Below are 21,196 nucleotides of genomic sequence, written 5' to 3'. Positions count from 1 at the left end.
CCACCGTGCTCACTGCGCGAGTTGGCCGCCGCCCGGAAGTTGCCGGACCACCAGAGGATGGACGCCGCCACCCTCGACTGGATCGCCGGCAACCCGCCCCCACCGGCCGCCGACACCCCCCGCCTCGCGGCGGACGACATTCCCGTGCTGACCCCCGACCCTGCGTGGTTCACCAGCCCCGTGCAGGCCGAAGGCCTGCACGGCATCAGCCACGGGGCCCGCACCAGTGTCCTCGCCTTCCTCCTCGCGCGCGCCCACAAGCTCGACGGGCCGCACACCGCCGCGCTGTGGACCGCGGCCGCCCTCCACGACTGCCGCCGCCACGACGACCGCGCCGACCCCGAGCACGGACGGCGCGCGGCCGACTGGTTCACCGAGCACGCCGAGCACGTCCTTCCCGCCCTGGGACAGGACGTGCCCCGGGCCCTGCGTGAAGAGGCGGCCTCGGCGATCGCCGTGCGCAACCTGCCCTACGACGCCTTCACCCCCGCCCAGCACACCGCCTACCAGCGGGCCCCGCACCTGACCGACCTGCTCAAGGCCGCCGACTGCCTGGACCGCTACCGCCTGCCGCTGGAGCGCTGGTGGCCCAACCTCATCCACCTGCGCGTGGCGGTCCCCGACTGGCTGCCGCCCCTCGCACACGGCCTGGTCGTCCACAGCGAGCAAGCCCGTCTTAACGGCGCCGGACACCGCGACGCGCTCACCGACGCCCTGACCGCCCTGACCCGATAGAAGAGAAGGGGGATGACCCTCGTGTACGCCGCCTGGGACCCCGTCCACACCGACTACGCCTCCCGCCCCGCACTCCCCGGCCCCCGCGGGCTCGCCGAGAGCACCGATGACTGGCTCGCCATCCACCGCGGCGCCCCGAACGGACACCTGCTGCACCCCGGCACCAACCAGATGCTCGCCTCCCTCACCAGCGGCCGGCCCGTCCACCTGATGCACACCACGCCCTACCTGGACGCCATCCGGGCCACCGGCGAACTCCACGGCTCCGGCGGCTGCCTGGTCGGCGCCCTGTACTGCGCCCCGCTCACCGCCACCCCCGACGGACTGCGCCCGCACAACCTCGGCACCTACCTGCTGCGGACCAAACCCGACACCAAGACCCTCGTCTTCGAGGTCCGCCCCGAAGCACCCGCGCCGCCCAAGGGCCTGAACTACCTCCACCTCGGCGGCATCCACCTGGACACCTACCTGACCCACCGCGGATTCCTGACCGCGGGCGAGGACGACCACCTCCGGCAGAGCGCCGTGGCAAGGCTACGCGGGGCCTCCGGCTTCCTGGACCTGCTGCTCGCCGACGCCCGCGGCGAGCACACCGCCTCCACGACCGCGTTCTTCCACCAGCTGGCCGCGACCGTCCCGCACATGCCGTTCCTGGGCTACCTGTACTTCGAGGTCCTGTCCGAGTACCTCCTGCTGCACTCCACCAGTCCCGAGACCAAGGCCTACGCGTTCGCCGGGGAGATGAACAACCACCTCTACAAGGAGCTCGCGTTCGCCGCCGTCAAGACGATGGGCCGCCTGTTCGACCTGGCCCTGTTCAACCCCGACCGCGCCCAGCTCACCGAGCTGATCGACCGGATCGACCCCGCGCTCACTCTGGGCGCCGACGCCTACGTACGCCAGCGCCTGCCGCACCTGTTCGCCTGCGCCGCACTCGGCCCGGACCGCGACGCGGGCGCGGTGTCCTTCCGGCACGCGGGCACCGACTTCGACACCCTGGCCACCATGGCGCCGCACCTGGCCGGACAGCTCGTCTTCCGCGAAATGCGGGCCCTGCCCCGCTACCCGGCGCTCTTCCCGGTGTTCGAACAGGCCAAGGCGACCTCCGTGTACGCGTACTGGAACAACCAGAACATCGCCGTCCCCTTCAACGGCGTGCTACCCAAGGGCGAGCTCGGCCTCAACCTCGCCTTCCCCCGAGCCTGGTGCACCGCGTGGGTGGCCGAGACCTGCGAACGCGGGCTGCTGCACCCCACCGAACAGCTCAACCTCCTGCCCGTCCCGCGCCTGGCCGACCTGCGCGGCACCGCCCTGGGCCGCGCGGCCTTCCCCGGCCCGCCCGCGCCCCCGGCCGGCCCGTCCACGCACCCGGCTCTGGTCGGCGCAACCTCCGCCGCCTGACCACCCCCTTCCCACTCTCCACGAGGAGCACCTGATGCGTATCGTCCTGCTCGGCGGCGCCGGCTACCTGGGCACCGTCGCCACCCGTCACCTGACCGAACTGGGCCACCACGTCACCGTCGTCGACGGCCTGATCTACAGCCGCGGCGACGACCCCGCCCGTCTCCTGCCGCCGACGAGCACCTTCGTGAACGCCGATCTGCGGGATGCGGACGCGTTGCGCCGGGCGGCCACCGGCGCCGACGCCGTCGTCCACCTCGGCGGGCTGGTCGGCGAGCCCGCCTGCGCCCTCGACGAAGTCCTGGCCGTCGAGCTCAACTACGCCTCGCCCGTCCTGGCCGCCGAGGCGGCCCGCGCCGCCGGCGTCGAGCACTACGTCTTCTTCTCCTCCTGCAGCGTCTACGGCCGCCACGCTGGCACCGTCGACGAGGACACCGCACCCAACCCGCTCGGCATCTACGCCCGCACCAAGGTCCTGGCCGAACGCACCCTGACCGGCCTGCTGGAGGACCGGGCGCTGAGCGTGCTGCGGCTGGCCACCGTTCACGGACGCTCCCCGCGCCAGCGCCTGGACTCCGTCGCCAACCGCATGACCGCCCAGGCCGTCGCCACCGGGCGCATCCCCCTCAACGGTGGCGGCCAGCGCCGCCCCCTCGTCCACGTCGCGGATGTCGCCGACGTCCTCGCCAAGGTCCTCGCCACCCCGGCCGGCCACCGGATCTTCAACGTGGGCGCCGAGGAGGAAAACTACACCATCGCTCAGATCGCCGCCGTCGTGGAGCAGGCCGTCCCTGGAACCCGCATCGACGCCGGGCCCGAGCGCGACGAAGCGGACGCCCGGGACTACCACACCAGCTTCGCCCGCCTGGCCGCCGCCTTCCCCGGCGCCTGCCCCACCCCCCTGGCCCACGGCGTGCGCGAGGTCGCCGTCGCCGTGGAGTCCAAGGAGCTCGAGGACCCCGACCTGCCCGAGTACGACAACCTCGCCGGCCTCAAGCACTCCCTGGCCCAGGGCCGCATCCGCGCGCTCGGCAGCGGCGACTGCGCCCGCCTGCACGTCGACTACACCGACGCCACCTGGAGCCCGCGATGAACCAGACCCCCGTACCGGCGACCGACCCGCTGCCATGGAACCGGCCGCTGATCGGCGAGGCCGAGATCGCCAGCGTCGTCGACACGCTCCGCTCCGGCTGGCTGACCCACGGCCCCAAGGCCACCCGCCTGGAGCACGCCGTGCGCGAGCGCCTGGACGTCCAGGACGCCTTCGCCGTTACTTCCTGCACCGCCGCCCTCCACCTCGCCTTCCTCGCCGCCGACATTGGCGCCGGCGACGAGGTCATCACCCCGAGCCTGACCTTCTGCGCCGCCCCGAACGCCATCCGCCAGGTCAGCGCGAACCCGGTGTTCGTCGACGTCGCCCCCACCACGCTTACCGTCACCCCGGAGGCGGTCGAGGCCGCGATCACCCCGCTCACCCGGGCCATCGCCGTCATGCACTACGGCGGCCAGATGTGCGACATGCGCGCCTTCCGCCGGCTCGCCGACCGCCACGGCCTGCTGCTGATCGAGGACGCTGCCCACTCCCTGCATGCCAGCCGCGACGGCCTGCCCGCCGGCAGCGCCGCCGACCTGTCGACGTTCAGCTTCTACGCCAACAAGGTCGCCGCCGGCGGTGAAGGCGGCCTGCTCGTCGGCCGCGGTGAACTCGTCCATAAGGCCCGGCTGCTGGGCCGGCACGGCATCGACTCCTCCGCCTGGCAGCGGCACGGCAAACGCAACACCGCCGACTACGAGGTCACCGGCCCCGGCCTGAAGTACGTCATGTCCGACGTCACCGCCGCCCTCGCCGTCGTCCAGTACGACCGGCTGGAGGAGTTCACCCGGCGCCGCGCCGACATCGCCGCCGCCTACACCAGCGCCTTCGCCCACCTGCCCGGCCTGGCAACACCTGTCGTCCTGCCTGGGGTTGAGCACGGCTGGTTCCTCTACGCCGTCCTCATCGACCCCGACGCCGCGCCCCTAGACCGCGACCAACTCGCCGCCGCGCTGCTGGAGCGCCACCAGATTTCCACCAGCGTCCACTTCAAGCCCGTACACCTCCTGGGCCCTTACCGGGACATGACCCACCGGCCGCTGCCGGTCACCGAGACCGCCGCCGCCTGCCAGCTGTCCCTCCCGTGCTACCCGGCGATGACCGACCAGGACGTCGAACGCGTCATCCACGCCGTCTGGGAGCTGTGGAGCTGACCGGCGGGCGCACAGAGTACCCGGAGCACCGGCGGAGCACCACGGTCTGAGGCGGTGCTCCGCCGGTGCTCCGGGCCGCACCGCTGAAGCACCACCCGACTGCCTTCCGGCCGACCGGCGCCTCGCCCATCGTGAAACCGCCGCAGAACACCGCGCCCCGGCCTCTTCCCGTATGCCGTCCAGGAGATCACCCATGCCCGAAAGCCCCGAAAGCCTGCGCGTCGTCGTCGGCGACCGGGCCGGCGCCGCCTACGCCCACACCCTGTCCGGCCACATCGCGACCCACCTGCGCGTCGGATCCGTGGTCCAGGTAGGCCTCGGCGAGGAGACGCCGGCCTATCCGGACATCGCCTTCGCCGCCGCCCAACTCATTGCCAGCGGGCACGCGGACCGGGCCCTGCTCATCTGCCACACCGGGCTGGGCATGGCCATCGCCGCCAACAAGGTCCGCGGCGTGCGCGGTCACCGCCCACGACTCGCTGAGCGTGGAGCACGCGGTGACCCACAACGACGCCCAGGTCCTGTGCCTGGGCGCCGGAGTCGTCGGGCTCGCCCTGGCCCGGGACCTGACCGGCCAGTGGCTGAACCACACCTTCGCCCCCGCCTCCCTCGGCGCCGCCGCCCGTCGGGGACGGACTTGGACCACCGACGCGCTGTACCGGGAGAGCGCCTCTGAAGTGCGGCAGTACACGGCAGAGGAGGCCGTCGTTGCCGAAATGGAAGCGGCCGGCATCCTGGCCGTCAACCGCTACTGCCACGTGCCAGCCGCCGCCGCGTTCGCGGTCGCCGACTCCCTCGCCAGCTGAGCTCCGCGCACCAACGCACCGCAGACCAGTGAAGGACTTCGACTCCTCCTTGACGCGGCCACCCACGCTCTCACGGACCGGGATGCCGAGTCAGGTCGGTGACGGCGTGGGTACGTCGGTGGTGGTGAGGACTCCGTAGGCGTGACCGAGGCGGATCAGGTGCGTCTCGTTGTCCGCACCCGCCTTAGCAATGAGGCGAGTAGTGGCGCCAGCGAGATCGAACTGGTCGATCCGGGCGTGCTTGGCGATGGCGGCGGCCGTGTGGTGTAGAGCGTGAGCCTGCCACAGCAGCCGTTCCTGCTCGTCGAACGGCGCAGGCGCTGTCAAGGGTTCAGGAAGAGGCAGTTCGCCGGAGACGAAGCCCATCTGTACTTTGAGCGTGGGCTTTCTGACCTGCATCTTGTGGCCGATCTGGGTGGAGTGGCCATTGAAGGTGCCTCGCGCCATCTTCAGGTTCGAGGAGCCGACCGCCGGCGCATGACCGAGGGAGATCTGTTCGAGGACCCTTCGCTCGGTGGCGGTGAGCGGGGTGATGACGGGAACACTCCGCTGGGTCATGTGCAGGTACCTCCGTGATTCGGCGGGTGATGCGGGTGACGGCGAGGACCCGGCCGCTCGCGACGCGGCCGGTAAGCAAGCTGTTGTGGGTTATGGAGTCGCCTGGGAGCTGCCGGCGTACGCGGTCGGCGTCGCGCGGGTTGAGGTCCGTGTAGATCTGGAGCGACTGCTCGAACGCGGCGCGGGCCTGGTCGCGGTGACCGGCCTCGGCCAGGGTGCGACCGAGGAGTTCGAGGCTGCGGGCCGTCCAACGAGGAGAGCGGACCGCGGTGCACTCGGTCACGGCCTGCCATCCTTCACGTTCGGCGGCGTCGAGGTCGCCGGACAGGGCGTGTGCGCGTGCGAGCCAGGCCAGGGCGCGGGCCGCGTCGAAGGCGTCCTGGATGTCCAGGAGTGTCGCACGCGCGGACGTGAGTCGGGTGATGGCTCCGGCAGTGTCACCGAGGCTGATGGCCACCTGCCCGAGGGCGGTGTCGCTGAGGGCGACCGCGCGGGCGTAGGTGCGCTGTTCGTGCGGGCCCGTGGCCTCAGTGCCAAGGATCTGGCGTAGAGCGCGGCCCCGTTCGAGCGGCGCGCGGGCGGCGTCCATGCGGTCGGCGGCCTGGCGGGCGTCCGCCCCCATGGTGCTCCGGCCCGGCCACTGCCCGAGCCGGGCGACGATCCGCTTCAGGCCGGCGGCGTTGTCGTGCTGGGTCTGGGCGAGGGCCGCGAGCCCGTCCGATGTCATGCCGAGGCGTTCGGCGCCGGGTGTGCGCCAGTGCGCCTTGGCGCGCTGCGCGCGGCCCAGCAGGTCCTCCGCGAGAGCGGGGTAGCGCGGGGCGGGCTGGTGGGGCTCGTTCATGAGCTCACCTGCTCTTTCGTGCCGGCGGTGCGGCGCCCGTGCTTGGTGGCCCCGGCCTGGCTCAGGAGGTCGCGGACGAGGGCGCCCAGGCAGGCCGCGCGCCAGATGTGCTCCCACCTTGCCGAGGGGCGCTGCGCAAGCACGGTGACGGCCATCTGCCGGAGTTTGGTCTGCACGTCGCAGTCCGCCTGGTGTCGGCGTGCCGCTTGCGAAACGAGGTGCGTCCCGGCGGTGACCAAAATGCCGACGGCCTCGTCGGCCTTGTCGGGGGGTGGCATGGTGCGGCTCCACCACCAGGCGTGTGTCTGGTCGCACGCCGCCAGCACGTGCTGGCCGGTCGGCTGCACGCCGGGAACGGCACGGCGATCCAGTTCTCGGACAAGATCACCCAGGTCGGGCGGAGCGGCTACGGGGAAGGGCGGAGCGGGGTGCACGACGGGGCCCTGGCCGCGACTGGCCAGTAACACCTGCTGATCTGCCAGCAGACGAAGGGCGCTGGCAGCGGCTGCATTGGAGGACACCAGGCTTCGTGCCAGGGGCCGCACGCGGGGCAGGGTTGACCCTGGCGGGTAGACGCCTGACTGGATGAGGAAACGCAGCCAGGCAGCGATCTGCTGGGGACGGTCCTTCGGCATGCCATTGCCGACTGCCCGGACCTGCTTGCCAGGGCTGATGGTGACGAGCCCTTCGCGCTGGAGATCCTGCAGTGCCAGATCGACGCGCCCGACGGGAGCGCCGGCTTCCCGCGCGATGCGGTTTGCCCCCAGCTTGCTCCCGGGCGGGTACATGCCGCTGACGAGGGCGTGCCGCACCTGATCGGCGACGTCACTCACATCCGGACCGGGCCGCTCGGCCTCCATCAGAGCATGCAGCAGACGGCGTGCGGCACCAAGAAACATCACGAAATCGGGCCGGGGCAGGCAATTGCTGCTGGGGCGGCGAACGGCGTTGATCATTCCGCGCCAGTGCGCCTGCTGCGAGGGTGACCGCGTCGCTTCGTCCAACCGCTGCTCTGCCAGCCACAGCCAGGGCTCCACCGCATTCCAGATCGCCTCGCGGTCGCGGTCGATCCCCGCAGCGGTCTGGCCGGTGAACCGGCTGGCTTTCAAGGTGAGGGATGTGCTCAGCAGCTGGCGATATCGCGGTGTGCGCTCCGAATGCTCGACCCGGGGGGCACTGCGAGTGCTGGCTGACGTGGTCATGCTGCTCCGAAAGCAAGAGGCTAAGGTTTGGGGCCGCCAAGGTCCCGTGCGCGGCTTGCTGCCTTCACGGGACGCCGCGCACAGGGGACTTCAGGCGACGGTGAGGTCGGGGCGTGGCTGGGGCGTTTCCCTGGCGAGGCGCTGGGCCAAGCGGCGCGTCTGGTCGATGCTCATGCGGATGGTGAGCTGGTCGGCGGCGTGAGCGCATCCGGGAACCGCTGTCACACGGACCGTGGAGGCGACGACACCGCTGAGGAGCCATTGGATCCGTTCGGCCAGACGGCGCATTCCGCGGGGACGATGCAAGGCGAGGCCGCCATCGATTCCGGGCGAACCGAGCAGCGCCGCAAAGCCGACGGCCGCGCGCAGGTTGTCGTCGGGCAGGACGATTTCGATGGTGTGCGTGTCGTGCACCGTGACGTCGCTGAACAGGCAGTGGCTTTCCAGCAGGTCGGCCAGCTGGGTCGCGGTGGTGTGAGCGCGGATGTGCGGATCCAGCAGGACGGTGATGAGCTGGTGCACGGATGCCTGCGTACGCAGGGTGAGGACAATGTCGTAACCGGTGTTGAGCGCGGCGGTGGCCTCGATGCCGGCCCTGGCAAGCCAGGCATCCGCTGCCTCGACCGTGCGGTCGAAAGGCGTCTTACTGCTGAGGAGCGTGACGTTCAGGGCGCTCTCGTCACCTGCAGTATCTATCCGTGCGGCAAAGCGGGCGTCCTGCAGAGCATCCTCGAGAAACTGCTGCAACGGTGCGGCCGGCTGCGGCGAGTGTGCGGCTTTTGCCACGGAGGAGTTCATGGTGTCGCTTCCTCAGATGCGTTGATCAAGAGAGAGATGGTGACGCCACCAGCACGCGACGGTTCATGCGGCGGTGGGGCCGGGGGTGAGGGCAGGGTGAGGGCGTGGCAGTCCGGTTTGCACACGGAGGATGCGGACTTACCGGCGTTCATGGACGCACCGCCTTTCGGACCACTGGGGAGTCCGGCACCTCACAACCAAGGAAGAGAGACAGACCTGGACGCGGTTCGGCCTTGCACTGCATCAGGGCCAACTGACCGTCCGAAGCGCGGACGGTCTTCTCATGTCCCCACCCGTTGCGTCCTGCCGCGATCAGCAGGCGGTTGCTGAAGCCGTCGGCCGGGAGCGGAAGCTCCCCGCGGACCCACTGTGCTTCCGACCGGGCGGCGAAGTCTGTCGCCCACATGGTGACTAGCTGCAGGATCCGCTCGGCAGAAGCCTCTGGGGACTTCACAAGGTGGCACAGCATGAGGCTGGGTTCGGTGCGCTTCGACTCCTCCCAGATGGCGAGCAGTGGATCGCGCACCAGGTAAAAGGCTGCGATAAGCCGGCCGTCTGCGGACAGCGTGAGAATTTCGCCACGGTGGTTGAGAAGGTCGGTGAGAGCATCGGTGTGCGGGCGTAGGGCGGGACGCTGGCCCCAGGTGGCCAGTTCGTCGGCGAGTCGGGGGTGCCCAACGGTCATGCGGTAGGGCGGTGAGGTGGACACTGCAGTGGTCCCTGTTCGTGCTCATGAAGCGGAGAGATGGGGCCCGGGCCTGTGTGGCCCGGGGTTCAGCTCAGGCGGCTGGTGTGCGAGGCGGACCTCGTCTGTGGCTAGGCCGAGGTGCCCAGCGCGACAGGCAGTGCGGTGATGTCGTTGCCGATGAAGGACCGCTGCGCTTGGAGGTCCTCGGGGGCGCAGGCCATCGCGATCCGGGGGAACCGGTCGAACAGGGCAGGCAGGGCAACCTCGGCTTCGAGCCTGGCCAGCGGGGCTCCCAGGCAGTAGTGGACGCCGTGGCCGAACGCCAGGTGCTGCTTGTCGGCCCTGTCGATGCGGAAGACGTCCGGGTCCTGGTGGATGCCCGGGTCACGGCCGTGGGCACCGAAGCCGATGATGATCGCGTTGCCTTTCTGGATGGTGACGCCCTCACCGAGGTCGATGTCCGCGGTGGCGTAGCGCAGCGGCAGGTACATGATCGGCGGATGCAGTCGCAGCGCCTCTTCGATGGCATCGCTCCAGCGCGCCGGATCGGCGAGCACGGCCGCCAGCTGGTCGGGGTGGGTGAGGAGTTCGCGGACGGCGGCGTTGATGAGGGCGACGGCGGTTTCGCTGCCGGCGCCGATCATCAGGATCAGGGTGGAGATCAGCTCGGTGTGGCTGAGCCGGTCGCCGTTGTCCTCGTGGGCGGCCAGTAAGAGGCTGGTCATGTCATCGCCCGGGGTGGTCCGCTTGACGTCGATGAGCTTCTGCATGGCCGCGCCCAGGTCGTGCTTGGTGGCTTCGGCTTCTTGTGCGGTGGCGTCCGTGGCGAGGACGGAGTCGATGACACGGAGCATCTCGGGCCGCTGATCTGAGGGAACGCCGAAGAGGTCACAGATCAGACGCGTGGGGATCTGGTAGGAGAAGTGGGCGCGCAGGTCGACGGGGCCGGTGTGGTCCTGGCGGTCCAAGTTATCCAGGAGGTCGGTGACGATGGTCTGGAGGACCGGGCGCATCGCTTCGACCCGCCCGGGGGTAAACGCTCGGCCGACCAGTTGGCGCAGCCGCCTGTGGTCGTCCCCGTCGGAGGTGAACATCGATACGACATCCACCCAGGCGTACAGCCAGGGGATGGAGCCGGGGGTGTGCGTGGGCCAGGATTTGCGGGCGTCCTTGGACACGTGGGGGTGGGTCAGGAGCAGTTTGGCGACGTCGCCGCGGGTGACGGCCCAGGCGATGACGTTGTCCGGCATGCGGACGCGGACCGCGGGGCCGGCGGCGCGGAGCTCGTCGGCTTGGGCGAACAGGCGGCGGCCGCCGTTGCTGTCGAGGGTCACGGGCGAGGGCTGAGCGGGGGTGCTGGTCACGAAGAGCCTCCTGCGAGCGCGTTGACGGGAAGGCGGTCTGAAGATTTGGGTCGGAACTTGACGGGCAGCGTCTGCGGGCACTGGTGGAAGGGGCCGTGACGCAAAAGCGGTTCCGGGTCGGGGCTGGTCAGTTCCATGTCCCAGAGCTGGTCCAGGACGGTCTCGACACTGGTTTGCACAATCGTGGTGGCCTGGGAGATGGCGGGGCAACGGTGCGGACCGGCCGACCAGGCCAGATGACTGCGGTTGTCGTAGCCGAGGTTCTTGGGCAGGGCCGGGTCGGTGTTCGCGGCGGCGTGAGAGATGAGAACCGGGACCCGGGCCGGGATGTACACGCCATGCAGGTGGGTGTCGTGGCGGGCGTAGTGGACGGAGAAGTTCGCCATCGGGGACCGCTGCCACAACGCCTGTTCCATAGCTCGGCGCACGGTGAGAGTACCGGCGGCGAGGTGGCCGGCATAGTCGTCGTCGCGCAGCAGCAGATGCAAGGTCCAGGCGGTGCACGCGGCCACGGGGATGATGCCGGCTCCGACGGCGCAGAAGAGCTGGTTGAGTGCCTCTTCGTCGCTCAGTTTCGCCGCATGGTTGATCATCCAGGATGTGAGGTCCTGGCCGGGCCGGGCGCGGCGCAGCTGGATGAGTTCGAACAGCAGCCCGGCGAAGTCTGCCGCGCCCTGGGCCGCTTCGGGGCCGGCGCTGATGAGGTCCTGGCAGGCGCGCACCATGCGGCTGGTCATCTCGGCAGGACATCCCAGGAGCTCGGCGAAGACGAGCATGGGCACCACATCAGCGAAGTCGCTCATCAGGTCGGCCCGGCCTTCGCCGATGACGCGGGCAATCAGCGTCAGCGCGCTGCGCCGGGTGATCTCCCGGAGCAGGTGGGGGTCGATCCGGGCGATGCAGTCATCCATGGCCTGACGCAGGCGGGCGTGCTCGTCGCCATCGGTGTAGAGGACGGAGGGACGGAAAGCCATCATGCCCAGCACCGGACTGTCCTGAGGGGCCTTGCCGTTGGCCAGGTCAGCCCACAGACGGGAGTCCTTGGAGTAGGTGCGGGTGTCGTTGAGCAGGGTGATGGCGGCGCGGTGCTGGGTGACCACCAGGGCGTGCACGTTGGGCGCAATCTCGGCCCAGCCGGCCGGCCCCTGGGCGCGTAGCTGGTCGTAGACGGCGTTGGGCTGGGCGGCGAAGACGGCGCCGTGCAGCACGGGGCAGCCGCGGGCGGAGAGCGGGAGTGGCATGGTCATGAAGCGGGCTCCAGGCTGAGGCGGGACAGCAGGTGGGAGACGAGCGCGATCAGTACCGTCTTCGCCGACTCCCTGTACCGGACGTCGCACTCGACCAGGGGAGTGGACGGGTCCAGGTCCAGGGCCCGGCGTAGTTCGGCTTCGCCGTAGCGCGGTGAGGCGGCAAAGGTGTTGACCGCGACGGCATAGGGCAGGCCGGCTTCCTCCATGCGCTCCATGGCGTCCCAGGACTCGGTGATGCGCGCCGTGTCGACCAGGACCACGCCGCCCAGCGCGCCCTGCATCAGCTCGTCGATCATGAAGCTGAATCTGGTTTGGCCGGGGCCGCCGAACAGGTAGAGCACAAGGTCGTCGGTCAGGGTGAGGCGGCCGAAGTCGAGCGCGACCGTGGTGGTGGTCTTGTCCGACAGGCCTTGCAGGGTGTCGACCGCCTCGCCGGCCTTCGTCATGCGTTCCTCGGTCGAGGTCGGCCTGATCTCGGAGACCGCGCGGACGAGGGTCGTCTTGCCGACGCCGAACGGCCCGAGCACGACGACCTTCAGTGACTGGTCCACCCCGGGCGACAGGTAGCGGCCCTCAGAGTTGGTGGAGCGCATCGAGAATCCTCTCCAGCAGCTGTCTGTCGTTTTGCTGAGCGGCGGGGACGGGGCTGCGGCTGACGAGGTGGCCGCTGTCGACGAGGGAGGCGACGAGGACCTTGGTCACGGCGGCCGGAAGCTGCAGGTCGGCGCTGACTTCGGCCAGCGACAGCACGCCGGGCAGGCAGTGCAGCATCAGCCGGTGGGAGTGGGCGTCCAGCCCGGCCAGGGGTTTGTCCGGATCGGCGATGAGGAGCGTGGCCAGGTCCAAGGTGCGGCGGGTGGGCGCGGCCCTGCCCCCGGTGGGGGTGTAGGGCCGCACCATCCCGGCACGCCGTCGTCCACGGGGCGTCACGGGGTCTTGGCCCGTGCGCGCGTGGACAGCGCGGGTTCCAGGCCCCGGATGGCCTTGATGGTCGCCGCGGAGGCGACCGCCACCTCGGGTTGGGTCATCTCCGCGCTGATCGAGACGGCGAGCACGGTGTGGTGTCCGGCGCCGAAGACCAGGACGCAGCGGTCGGGCAGGTCGAGAATGATCTTGCGGGGGATTTCGGCTTCGGGCGCGTGGGCGAACTCGGCGAGGCTGCGTCCCAGGGAGAACAGGCTCGAGACACTGGCACTGGTGCGGTCGACCACGTCACGGTCAAGCCCGTCGGAACAGGCCAGCGCCAGACCGTCGGAGGAGAGAAGAACAGCGTTCAAAACGTCCTTCTCCTGCGTGAGCCGGTTGAGGACCCAGGTCATGTTGTGGGTGTCGGCGGTGGGCTGCTGCTCAGGCATGGGGCTGATTTCCTTCGGTGGTGTGCATCTCGCTGTCGTGGATGGTTTGCCCCAGGTGGGCGAGGCCGGCGGCGAACGCATCAGGGTCGTCTGCCGGCGCGGGCGTGCTCTCGTAGGCGGGCGCCGCGGGGCGGGCTGTGCGTCGACGCCGCTGCGGCAGACCTCCAGGGCCGGTCTGCTGGGCGGGCGGGGTGCGGACATCCCCGGCGTAGGCGGGAGATTCATCGGTGACGGTTGCCTTGGTGGCGAGGGCCAGGGCCGCATGCCGTTCGGCCTGGATCTCCTCCTCGATCGGGCCGAGGCCGAAGAGGCTCCGCGGGATGCGCAGCACGGCCCGTACACCGCCGTAGGGGGAGGTGCTGGAGATGTCGGCGGTGAAGCCGTACTCGGCGGCGAGGCGGCCGATGACCGCGAACCCGAGGTGACGTGTGTCCTGCACGGTGGTGACGTCGAGCACCTCGTGCTGCGCGAGCTGCCGTGTGGCCTCTGCGCGCTGGAACGTGTTCATGTTCAGGCCGCCGTCGTCGACGACGATGCAGTATCCGCTCTGGAAGGCCTGCACCTGAACGAAGACTGTGCCGTCGGAGTACGCGGTGGCGTTGGACAGCAGTTCCGTGAGGGCGATGGTGACCGGCTCGACGGCGCGCCCTTCCAGCCAGGTCTCTCCGGTGTCCGGCTCGTAGGTATAGGTCACCCGTAGGTAGTCGTTGATCCGTCCCCGGGCCGATTCCACGACCTCGCGGATGGTGCAGTCTGCGCGCTGCAGACCGGGCCACGAGCCGGTCAGGATCCGTGTGCGCTGGAGTGTGTGCAGAGCCTGGGTGACCAGGTGATCGAAGTTCATCAGGCTCTGGTGGTAGGCGGTGCCGTCGGGGTGGCGGTCCATCTCCTGGATGACGGTCATCTGACAGCGGTGCAGACGGGTCTGTGCCTCGTCGATGATGTCCCGCACCGACGAGCGTGCCGCGCGCCCGATCTGCTCGCGCGTGACGGTGACGGCTTCTTGCAGCAGCCGCCTTATGGCCTGGTGCGCATGGTCGACGGCGGTGTCGGCGAGCTGCTCCTGGTGGAGGCCGGGCATCGGCACGCCGCGGTACCCGCGGGCGATGATGTCCACCAGGGCGGGCATCGTCACCTCGGCGAAGTGCAGCACCTCTGCTTCCACCGCGGTGGCGTACGCATGTGCGGCGCCCCGCCGCTCTTCCAGGGGTTTGATTTTCGCGGTCTCGGCCCGCACACGGCGGGTCTGCACGATGAGTCCCGCCGATGAAGCGATCAGTCCCGCACTGAGTAAGGCTGTTGCGGTCACGTAGAGGTCGAGCACGTGGTGTCCTTGCACAAAGTGGGGGCCGAAGCCGCTGCACAGGCGCGGGCGGCAGAGGGAACGTCGTGGACGGCGCGTGCTGGGCAGGGCGGAGCGCAGGCCGGCCGATGCGGCGAGGTACCGACGCCGCGCATTGGTCGATGTATGACAGCCGGCGCGTTCGGTGTCATTTCTCGATCACCGCTAGCAGGTTCCGGTGCTGGGAAGCGTCCCGGGCCGCAGCAAGGGCGTGGCCGGCGAGGATCACTGCCAGGTGGGAGAAGCCCTGCGGCAGGTTTCCGAGCTGCCGCTGGTGGTAGGGGTCCCACTCCTCGGCGAGCAGCCCGAGGTCGCTGCTGGCCCCGAGCAGGCCGTCGAGGAGGATTTCGGCCTCGTCGATGCGGCCGAGCGCGGCGAGCGTGGCCACCATCCAGCCCGAGCAGATGAGGAAGGCACCCTCGTCACCGGCCAAGCCGTCGACACCCGGCTGCTTTCCGTGGGTGGGGTAGCGATGCAGGAAGCCGCCCGCGATGGACAATTCCCGCTGGATCGCCTCGACCGTTCCGGCGTACCGCTTGTCCTGCGGTGGCAGGAAGCCGGCCAGGAGAGCGTGCAAGAGGGAAGCGTCGAGCTCTGCGGAGCCATAGGACTGGGTGAAGGTGTTGCGTTCCGCGTCGTATCCGTACTTGCATACCTGCCGGTGAACCGCGTCGCGCAGCTCACGCCACCTCTCCAGCGGGCCCTCAGTCACGCCGGCTTCGATGAGCTTGACTGCTCGGTCGAACGCGACCCAGGCCATCATCTTGGAGTGCACGAAGTGCTGGCGGGGTCCGCGGATCTCCCAGATGCCCTCGTCGGGCTGGTCCCAAAGGCCCTCCAGGGCGGTGACCAGGTCGGTGACGAGCTGTGCCACGACCGGCGCGAGCGCGGGGTCGCGCAGCTGCGCCTCGTACAGGACGCTGACGATCTCGCCGTACACGTCCAGCTGGAGCTGACCCGCTGCGCCGTTGCCGATACGGACCGGGGCCGAATTTCTGTAGCCGGGCAGCCAGTCGAGTTCGGTCTCGGTGAGCTCCCGCTCACCGCCGACCCCGTACATGATCTGCAGGTCCTCGGGGTGCCCGTCGATGACGGTGCGGAGCCAGTTGATCCAGGCCCGGGCCTCCTCCACGTAGCCGCAGAGCAGGAATGTCTCGATGATGAACGCGGAGTCCCGCAGCCAGCAGTACCGGTAGTCCCAGTTCCGTACCCCTGCGATCTCCTCGGGAAGCGAAGTCGTCAGTGCCGCTACGACGGCGCCGGTCGGCGCGTAGGTCAGCGCCTTCAGGGTGATCAGCGACCGCTCGACAGCCTTCCGACAGGGCCCCTCATAGGTGGACTGGGCGATCCAGGCGCGCCAGAAATCCCGGGTCTGTGCGAGCAGCTGGGCGGGGTCCGGGAGTGGCGGGGTGAGGCTGCGGCCGTGCTGCCACGACAGGGTGAATGCCACCTGTTCGCCCTCGGACACGATGAACTCTGAGCGTAGATCGCCATCGACGGTGCGGGTGGGGGCGGTGGTGTCGAGCCACAGGCGTCCCGTTGTGAGGTCGGCGCTGGCGCGGTGGCCGCAGATGTCGAGCTGCGGCACGTGCAGCCCATAGCCGGGGCGGGCCCTGAGTAAGGAGCGCATCGGGACCTGGCCGCTGATACCGCGCACGATGCGGACCACTTGCGAGCCCTCATCTGTAGGGGGCATGAAGTCGAGGATCTGGACCGTTCCGGCGGGGGTGATCCACGTGGACTCGAGGATCAGCGTTCCGTCCATGTAGCGGCGGCGGTCCGCCATGGGCGCGGTGCCGTTCGGCATCGCGGGGCCCAGTCGCCACAGCCCGTGTTCCTCGGTCCCGAGCAGGCTGGTGAACACAGCGGGTCCGTCGAATCGCTCCGGGCACAGCCAGGTGATGCTGCCGTCGCGGTCAACGAGCGCGCCCGTGCGCATGTCGCCGAGGAGGGCTTGGTCCTCGATTCGTCCCACCTGCCGCATACGTCCGTCCAAGGGGGCGCGGGGTGAGGGAATGAGCGGTGCGGCCGCGTCGATGGCGAAGACGTCAGTTGTCGAGCGGGCGGGGGAGTGCTGGTACATGGTGTAGGTCCTTGGTGAAGCAGTGGTAGCTAGGGCAAGAGACGGGTGCGGAAGACGAGGAAGTGGACCTCGTCGTCTGTGGCCGGTGACAAGGGGCGGTCGCGTCGCCGGCACTTGAGCCCGGCGGTGTTCAGTGCCTGGTGCAGCCGAGCCAGGCTTTTGCGCCAGTGGTCCTCCGCCCCGGAGGGAAGGACGCCGGTGTCTGGATCGCGCGTGAACCTGGCGGCCGGCCGCCAGATCAGCCAGGCGCAGCGATCTGCCTCGGGCGGCCACACGGTCTGGGTGATGCTGCGGACGACGACCTCACCGGCTGTATTTCCGTAGTCGCCGAGTCCGGCCTCGCGCAGGGCGCCTCGTACGAGGTCGCATGGTGACTGCTCGGGGTACCAGCTCTGCTGCCGGTAATGCGGCGGGATGGGCTCCGGCAGCCCACAGGCCGTGTCCGCCGGCACCCGCATCAAGGGCGTCCCCGCGGCTGTCCGGTAAACGAGAAACTCAGCGCTCGGGTGAAAGCGGGGCGAGCACCGCACCCGGCTGGGCTCTACGACGAACCCGCGGGACTCCAGGGCCTGCGCTGTCGCGGCGATCCGCTCGCGCCAGTGCTCTTCGGCACCGGCCGGAAGCGTGCCCCTCACGCAGTCCCGGCGCAGCGCGGCATCCGGCCACCACTCCACCGTGACGCACAAGTCTGCGCCCTTGGGCCACGCCGCCTCGGTGAGGACGAAAGCCCGGCAGACCCCGATTCCCTCACGCGTCGCACACGTGGCAGCGCGGAGTCCGAGGCCGGAGTTTTTGGCCTGCCATACCTCGCCGAGCCCCAGGTCACGGAGGTGGTAGTCGACCAGGGCCCGACCGCTTTGCGGATCATCCGGGTTGTAGGCGGGTTCTTTCACGTAGCTGACGAAAGGCTCTTTGCTGATCGGGTTCACGTTGAACGCGTCGTTCCCGGTGAGCTCGCCGATGTAGGTGGTGGGTAGTGCGATCATGTTGGGGGTTCTCCGGGCACGGCGGGGGCGGTAGAGGCGTGGGAGTCAGCGAGGCGCGCGTATGTGCTGGGTCGCGCTATTGGGCGGATGAGCCGGCCGGTAATGGTCATCACTGCCTCGGCACAGATCCGGCGTAGGTCACAGTGAGCATCGCGACGATGAAAACGGTGATTCGGACGTGGCTGCGGCTCGGACGCCAGGTCGGCAGCCAGCGGCCCTTCGATAAAGCCCTACGCACGGCACACCTCACGGCGGGCCTGCGGGTGCGGCACGCGTGCCGTCCGCATGCGGGATCGGGCCCGGCCAAGCGCGTCGTACAGAGCATCCGCCGCGGTGGTCGGGGCAGAGGTCGGTCTTGGTGGGCAGGCGTGTTGTACAGGTTCATGCCGCCGCCCTCAGGCACTTCTTCGCGACGAGCCGGTCAAAGAGCTCGTTGACGGTCCACGCCATCCGACGCAGGTGCCCGACGGCCGCCTGGTGGTCACCGAGGACGTCCTGGTCGCTCAGTGCCCGAACCTGCGCGATGAGCTGTGCTGCGGCCGCGTCTCGCTCTGCTTCACCAGCGATGCCTATGGTCACCATCCCCATGAGGTGGCTGGGGAGCCGCTGGGTGAACTGCTCGATGTCCTCCTCGGCCAGCACGACGTTGTCCAGGGCGTTCGCGACGTCGTTGAGCACGGCATTGCCGTCGAAGGGCTCCCACTGGTAGAGCCCCTTTCGAGCATGGAGCGGTCGAAGGCCGGATTCCTCGGCAGCCGGGAGCGAAAAAAAGCGCTGGATGGTGCTGGGGGCGGTCATGGGTGGACACCGGGGCAACGAATCGGCATGGTCATCGAACGTTCTCCGAGGTCGGAACTGAGATCATTGGCGGAGGACGCTTTGGCCAGCACCTTCAATTCAGCCCAGGTGCTTTTGCCCCAGTCGTGTTCGTCGCAGCCCCATCGCCAGCTCAGTGCAGCGACTAGCAACAGACCGCGGCCGCTTTCTGTGGCAACGTCGTCTTTCTGTACCTGCGGCTGCGCATGCGAGCTGTCAGCGACCTCGATCCGGATGACACCGTCCGAACACTGCTCGATCACGACTCTCGCCATGGGGCACGTGGTGTGGTCGAGCGCATTCGTCAACAGCTCCGACACGACGACCTCCCCGTCGTCGACCAGGTCGCCTATGCCCCAGGTCGCAAGAACGCTGGAGACGAACGCCCGGGCACGGCGCACGGATTTGGGTTGGCACGGCAGGAGCGCGGTGTAGCCGGGCCTGCCGATCGCGTGTGGTGTAGCGATGGTCAAGGTCACGAGATCACCCCCTCCGGCGTGGACACCCGCCCCTGACTGGGGAGACAGAGGCGGGCGGTCCTCCATACCGCCGAGCCAGTCATTAGCCCGGTGGCCGATGACCAGTTAACGAGGCCGTGCAGGCTTGCAACAGGAAGCCTTTCAGTTTTCAGTGCGACCATCGACCGGAAAACTTTGCTTGCCTATTACCTGACCTCTAGTCGCGACGGTGACCGCAGGGCTACCTTCGGTACATGGGAACGAACCGCATCCTTCAGAGCCGGATGCAGGAACTCGGGCTTACACAGGAGGAGTTAGCAGGTCAGCTCAACAAAGCACTGCTGGACATCACAGGGCGGCCGGGGGACGTCTCGTCGCGGACAGTCCGCAACCTGCTGAACGGGCAGAGCAAGCGGCCCATCGGCCGTACTTGCGCCGCTCTGGAGCGTGTGTTCGGCTGCCCTGTGGAGAACCTAGGGTTCAGCGCACCACGCTCCATGCAACACCCTCCGGAGGGACCCGTGCGGCGTCGCGATTTCATCGTCTCAACTACTGGAACGGCTGCCGCCGCCGCCCCAGTCATCAAGACGCCCAAATCAGTCGGGATGACCGACGTAGCGCGCATCGCCGCCGATATGAACCAGCTCATCGAGGCAGACGACCGTCAGGGCGGACACACGTCTTTGGCCTCCACTGCGCTAGAAAAACGGGCTCGGGTACTGGCCCTCCAGCAGAAGTCCTCTAGCGAACGCGTACGCCGCGTCCTGTACGCACTTGCAGCCGAGTTCACCACCATTGCGGCCTGGGCACACATCGACTTGCGCGACCTCGACACAGCCCAAAGGCACCTTCACGAGTCCTCGACCTTCGCCGGCCTCTCGCAGGACCCGCCCACGGGAATGCGAGTGTGGATCAACATGGCGATGCTCGCCTACCAGCGCAAGAACTGGGCCGAGCAGCTCGCGGCAGCACAGGCAGCTGAAGCGTCCGCAGCCGCGCGGAGAGACCCATTTTTCAGCTCCATGGGGCGCGTCCGTGTCGCCTTGGCTCACGCATGCATGGGAGACGGCAAAGCGGCACAGCGGTCGCTCGGCGCCGCACAGGAAACCTTCCACAGGGCCGCTGAAGACGAGCGGCCTCGATGGACGGCCTTCTACGGCCCGGCTGAGCTGAACCACCTTGCGGCCATCATCTTCAACTACAACGGCCAACATGCCTACGCCGAGGCCATGGCGCACCGGGCCCTGGCCACGATTCCGCTCAAGTTCCGTCGCAACCGTGCTCTTGCCATCTGCCAACTCGCACTTGCCCAGCTCCGCCAAGGGGAGCCCGAGCAAGCCACCCAGACAGCTTCTAAAGTCTTCACGATCATGGACGGCACTCCCCTGCCCGGACGGATGCGCACCCTGATCGGCGACTTCCATCGGGATCTCTTCCAATTGGCGCCATCTACGTCCTACGCCCGTGACTGGGCAGACCGCATGCGAGAGGAATGGAGTCGAGCGTGACCAGCAGCGTGATCGACCTGCGGCACTACCGTCAGGGGAACCTCCCGGACGGCTTCAAAGAACTGCTGATCAACGTACACGCTGATGCCTACGCCGAGGCCATGGACGATGAGTTCAACCAGAGGTTCCCGTGGTTCGTGGACCACTGGTCCAGCATGAACGGCTTCACCTGCGTCGTGGCCTTCGACGGTGAGGAGCCGACAGGTTTCGCCTACGGCGCCCCGCTCCAGCCGGGCCGAGAGTGGTGGCGCTCCACCGACTACCAGCCAAACAACGGCTACACCTCCACCTACGCCGTCTCCGAGGTCATGGTGCGCCCGCAATGGCGGAAGCAAGGCGTCTCCGCCCAACTGCATGACGCGCTGCTGAAGGAGCGCAGCGAAGACCTTGCCGTACTCCTGGTCGACGTGACGCACCCGAAGGTGCAGAAGCTCTACGAGTCGTGGGGCTACCGCAAGGTGGGACAGCAGCAACCGTTCGCCGATTCCCCGCTGTACGCGGTCATGTTGAAAGACCTACGGGCCTGAAAGGGGCGGTGGTATAACCACCAGCTGGCCCTCCCCAATGCTGGCAGGGGAGAGCGGTTGCTGTGCTGAACTACCCGATGGTCAGCGGCTGGTGGTCCGAAGCTGCCCAAAGATGCTTTGGCCAGCGGATTCGGTGATCTTGACTGATCGGCGGAGTACCAGGTGGTCGGCAGGCGCAGGGACCGCAGGCGGTTCGCGATGCCGTACGAGTCGAGATGCAGGGAGGCGATG

Annotated in this window: 20 protein-coding genes and 2 pseudogenes; 7 read left to right on the top strand and 15 right to left on the bottom strand. The window is 68.9% G+C overall.

From position 1 onward, the window contains the following. Positions 1–57: 57 nt before the first annotated feature. The 5 genes and pseudogenes from ACIF8T_RS35685 to ACIF8T_RS35665 all read left to right on the top strand — a co-directional run bounded on the left by ACIF8T_RS35685 (position 58) and on the right by ACIF8T_RS35665 (position 5,189). Complete coding sequence (locus ACIF8T_RS35685; RefSeq protein WP_400041026.1) at positions 58–735, top strand: hypothetical protein; 678 nt, start codon at positions 58–60, stop codon at positions 733–735. Between the two features lie 12 nt (positions 736–747). Then, positions 748–2,136 (top strand): hypothetical protein, encoded by a 1,389-nt coding sequence (locus tag ACIF8T_RS35680; RefSeq protein WP_400041025.1) that lies wholly within the window; start codon positions 748–750, stop codon positions 2,134–2,136. 34 nt (positions 2,137–2,170) lie between these two features. Further along, entirely contained in the window at positions 2,171–3,229 is a 1,059-nt protein-coding gene (locus tag ACIF8T_RS35675; RefSeq protein WP_400041023.1) for an NAD-dependent epimerase/dehydratase family protein, read from the top strand. Then, entirely contained in the window at positions 3,226–4,383 is a 1,158-nt protein-coding gene (locus ACIF8T_RS35670; RefSeq protein WP_400041022.1) for a DegT/DnrJ/EryC1/StrS family aminotransferase, read from the top strand. The genes ACIF8T_RS35675 and ACIF8T_RS35670 overlap by 4 nt, the downstream gene beginning before the upstream one ends. Before the next feature lie 193 nt (positions 4,384–4,576). Beyond that, a pseudogene (locus tag ACIF8T_RS35665) lies at positions 4,577–5,189 on the top strand (RpiB/LacA/LacB family sugar-phosphate isomerase). Positions 5,190–5,279: 90 nt separating this feature from the next. Here the strand turns inward: ACIF8T_RS35665 and ACIF8T_RS35660 are convergent. From ACIF8T_RS35660 to ACIF8T_RS35590, 15 genes and pseudogenes are all read right to left on the bottom strand, one after another. After that, on the bottom strand, positions 5,280–5,747 hold the full coding sequence (locus ACIF8T_RS35660) for a hypothetical protein (protein ID WP_400041020.1): 468 nt from the start codon (positions 5,745–5,747) through the stop codon (positions 5,280–5,282). A gap of 208 nt (positions 5,748–5,955) precedes the next feature. Further along, positions 5,956–6,336: pseudogene (locus ACIF8T_RS35655) on the bottom strand (hypothetical protein); the annotation flags it as partial. Positions 6,337–6,584: 248 nt separating this feature from the next. Continuing rightward, positions 6,585–7,790, bottom strand: a complete 1,206-nt coding sequence (locus tag ACIF8T_RS35650; RefSeq protein ID WP_400041018.1) for a GntR family transcriptional regulator — start codon at positions 7,788–7,790, stop codon at positions 6,585–6,587. A gap of 90 nt (positions 7,791–7,880) precedes the next feature. Beyond that, a complete protein-coding gene (locus tag ACIF8T_RS35645) occupies positions 7,881–8,588 on the bottom strand; it encodes a hypothetical protein (protein WP_400041016.1) in 708 nt (235 codons plus the stop codon). Between the two features lie 148 nt (positions 8,589–8,736). Beyond that, the gene (locus ACIF8T_RS35640; RefSeq protein ID WP_400041014.1) at positions 8,737–9,297 is read right to left on the bottom strand and encodes a hypothetical protein; all 561 of its coding nucleotides are present in this window, start codon (positions 9,295–9,297) and stop codon (positions 8,737–8,739) included. 107 nt (positions 9,298–9,404) lie between these two features. Then, entirely contained in the window at positions 9,405–10,640 is a 1,236-nt protein-coding gene (locus tag ACIF8T_RS35635) for a cytochrome P450 (RefSeq protein WP_400041012.1), read from the bottom strand. Next, positions 10,637–11,887: a cytochrome P450 gene (locus ACIF8T_RS35630; RefSeq protein WP_400041011.1), complete on the bottom strand. Its 1,251-nt coding sequence runs from the start codon at positions 11,885–11,887 to the stop codon at positions 10,637–10,639. Before ACIF8T_RS35630 ends, ACIF8T_RS35635 begins: the two co-directional genes overlap by 4 nt. Continuing rightward, positions 11,884–12,483 (bottom strand): GTP-binding protein, encoded by a 600-nt coding sequence (locus ACIF8T_RS35625; RefSeq protein ID WP_400041010.1) that lies wholly within the window; start codon positions 12,481–12,483, stop codon positions 11,884–11,886. Before ACIF8T_RS35625 ends, ACIF8T_RS35630 begins: the two co-directional genes overlap by 4 nt. Further along, positions 12,464–12,790 carry a DUF742 domain-containing protein gene (locus tag ACIF8T_RS35620; protein WP_400041008.1) on the bottom strand — a complete coding sequence of 109 codons (327 nt, stop codon included), beginning with the start codon at positions 12,788–12,790 and terminating at the stop codon, positions 12,464–12,466. The genes ACIF8T_RS35625 and ACIF8T_RS35620 overlap by 20 nt, the downstream gene beginning before the upstream one ends. Before the next feature lie 26 nt (positions 12,791–12,816). Beyond that, on the bottom strand, positions 12,817–13,245 hold the full coding sequence (locus ACIF8T_RS35615; RefSeq protein WP_400041006.1) for a roadblock/LC7 domain-containing protein: 429 nt from the start codon (positions 13,243–13,245) through the stop codon (positions 12,817–12,819). Further along, the gene (locus tag ACIF8T_RS35610) at positions 13,238–14,569 is read right to left on the bottom strand and encodes a histidine kinase (RefSeq protein ID WP_400041005.1); all 1,332 of its coding nucleotides are present in this window, start codon (positions 14,567–14,569) and stop codon (positions 13,238–13,240) included. The genes ACIF8T_RS35615 and ACIF8T_RS35610 overlap by 8 nt, the downstream gene beginning before the upstream one ends. 166 nt (positions 14,570–14,735) lie before the next feature. Continuing rightward, positions 14,736–16,571 (bottom strand): glycoside hydrolase family 15 protein, encoded by a 1,836-nt coding sequence (locus ACIF8T_RS35605; RefSeq protein ID WP_400041058.1) that lies wholly within the window; start codon positions 16,569–16,571, stop codon positions 14,736–14,738. Positions 16,572–16,699: 128 nt separating this feature from the next. Next, on the bottom strand, positions 16,700–17,656 hold the full coding sequence (locus ACIF8T_RS35600) for a hypothetical protein (protein WP_400041003.1): 957 nt from the start codon (positions 17,654–17,656) through the stop codon (positions 16,700–16,702). Between the two features lie 381 nt (positions 17,657–18,037). Continuing rightward, complete coding sequence (locus ACIF8T_RS35595; protein WP_400041001.1) at positions 18,038–18,454, bottom strand: DUF6415 family natural product biosynthesis protein; 417 nt, start codon at positions 18,452–18,454, stop codon at positions 18,038–18,040. After that, the gene (locus ACIF8T_RS35590; protein WP_400040999.1) at positions 18,451–18,951 is read right to left on the bottom strand and encodes an ATP-binding protein; all 501 of its coding nucleotides are present in this window, start codon (positions 18,949–18,951) and stop codon (positions 18,451–18,453) included. The genes ACIF8T_RS35595 and ACIF8T_RS35590 overlap by 4 nt, the downstream gene beginning before the upstream one ends. A 233-nt stretch (positions 18,952–19,184) precedes the next feature. On the opposite strand from ACIF8T_RS35590, the gene ACIF8T_RS35585 reads away from it, so the two are divergent. Together ACIF8T_RS35585 and ACIF8T_RS35580 are read left to right on the top strand one after the other, a co-directional pair. Beyond that, on the top strand, positions 19,185–20,438 hold the full coding sequence (locus ACIF8T_RS35585; protein WP_400040997.1) for a helix-turn-helix domain-containing protein: 1,254 nt from the start codon (positions 19,185–19,187) through the stop codon (positions 20,436–20,438). Next, positions 20,423–20,965, top strand: a complete 543-nt coding sequence (locus ACIF8T_RS35580; RefSeq protein ID WP_400040995.1) for a GNAT family N-acetyltransferase — start codon at positions 20,423–20,425, stop codon at positions 20,963–20,965. The genes ACIF8T_RS35585 and ACIF8T_RS35580 overlap by 16 nt, the downstream gene beginning before the upstream one ends. Positions 20,966–21,196 lie beyond the last annotated feature (231 nt).

Source organism: Streptomyces sp. NPDC085946 (assembly GCF_044540485.1).
GTDB lineage: Bacteria > Actinomycetota > Actinomycetes > Streptomycetales > Streptomycetaceae > Streptomyces.
The sequence above is the reverse complement of the archived record's forward strand: the minus strand, read 5'-3'. Positions and strand labels throughout refer to the sequence as shown.